The 1,463-nt window shown below is 69.4% G+C and carries 2 protein-coding genes; one reads left to right on the forward strand and one right to left on the reverse strand.

Features of this window, described 5'->3' with window-relative positions:
* The coding region (locus QZX79_RS01665) for a hypothetical protein (RefSeq protein ID WP_294563738.1) at positions 1-608 on the reverse strand (608 nt) is incomplete at its 3' end.
* 431 nt (positions 609-1,039) lie between these two features.
* Between QZX79_RS01665 and QZX79_RS18525 the strand changes: the two genes are divergently transcribed.
* Positions 1,040-1,297 (forward strand): D-Ala-D-Ala carboxypeptidase family metallohydrolase, encoded by a 258-nt coding sequence (locus QZX79_RS18525; RefSeq protein WP_366484652.1) that lies wholly within the window; start codon positions 1,040-1,042, stop codon positions 1,295-1,297.
* Positions 1,298-1,463: the final 166 nt, after the last annotated feature.

Below are 1,463 nucleotides of genomic sequence, written 5' to 3' on the forward strand. Positions count from 1 at the left end.
GACCGGTGCGTGTCCAGCACCCGACCGACCTGCACGCCCGTGACCTTCGACGCGAACCCCTTGGACGACATCACCGACACGTCGGCGATGAACTGCCCGTTCACGGCGTTGATCCACGAGGCGACCGCGGCCGCGAGCGCCTCGGCGTTGGCGGCCGATAGGAGCCCGTCTGAGCCGAGTGCAGCGGCCGGAGGTGGCAGGAACATGCGGCCCTTGCCCTCAGGTCCGCTCCGGGCAGTACGGAGGCTAGCCACAGTCGCCACCTGGAACGGGTAGGGCGGGGTGCCCGTCCGATTCGCGGACGACGCGGGGTAGTACAGGCCGGCGCCGGCGTACGAGCCGTCGGGGTTCTTCGGCTGCTTCCCGTCTGCGCCGATCTTGCGGATGTCCACGCCGACCAGGGCGATGGGCGCCGCGAGCAAGGGCAGGATCGTGCCAGCGAACGACTCGAAGATGGCCTGTGCTCGAGCCTCGGCCACTGCCCGCGTGATCTGCGAGGCGGGGGTGTCCTCGTCGCAGTTGACGCCCGTCTGCCAGCGCTCCTGGGGTGCAGCTGCTGTGCCGAACACGCCGAGCGCTGTCACGCGGTAGTGGGCGGTCTTGGGCATCCCTGGATCTCCTCCGAGAACGGCTCTACGTGTCCAGGGAGGGCCCTCAGGACGTCGGAACCAGGGGCTGTCCCTACCACGGCCTACCGCGACACGCCGACATTGACGGCCTAGCGCGTCGCCACGAGCCCAGGGCAGGGTGCTCGATGCGGCTGTAGTGGCCGTGGCCCTGGACCCCAGGTGACCCGTTGCGCGAGCGCGGGTGGCAGTCGGACGGCCTCTCCACGCAGGCTCGTACGACGCCCTCTCACCGCCCCGCGATCTTCGCGGGGGGGTAGGGGGGGCGTGAGCCAGCATCCCGCAGGGATTCCGTGACTGCCTGGCTCGATCACCCGCACGGCTCTACGGAGGACCCGATGACAGGCCGACGATCACCACGTGAACTGGGCATCCTTCGTGGTCTCGACTCCCACACCCGAGCTCATGCCCTCATGCTCCTCGGGGAGCATCCCTCCCTGGTGGTCACCAGTGGTCGCCGCAGTCGTGTTCGGAATGCTCAGGTGGGTGGAGCGCTCAACTCGTACCACCTCAGAGGGCGGGCGATCGACGTCGCGGGCCCGCTCGCGCTCCTCCAGGCCGCGGCCGAGACCGCGTGGCGACAGCGGATCACCCGCACCTGTACCGGCCCAGAGGAAGTCCTCATCGAGCGAGCGGGGCGACCCGGGGAGCACCTTCACCTGGCCTGGTGAGCCCCTACGGCGATCAGGTGACTACTGAGACCAGGCCCTTGCGCTCCGCCAGGTCCGTGCGACGGGACCGGTGCGTGTCCAGCACCCGACCGACCTGCACGCCCGTGACCTTCGACGCGAACCCCTTGGACGACATCACCGACACGTCGGCGATGAACTGCCCGTT

The organism is uncultured Arthrobacter sp. (assembly GCF_902805515.1).
Classification (GTDB): domain Bacteria; phylum Actinomycetota; class Actinomycetes; order Actinomycetales; family Micrococcaceae; genus Arthrobacter_D.

Excerpts from the sequence above, each read along its gene's own strand:
- QZX79_RS18525 (WP_366484652.1), top strand. The coding sequence starts at position 1,040 with ATGCTCCTCGGGGAGCATCCCTCCCTGGTGGTCACCAGTGGTCGCCGC.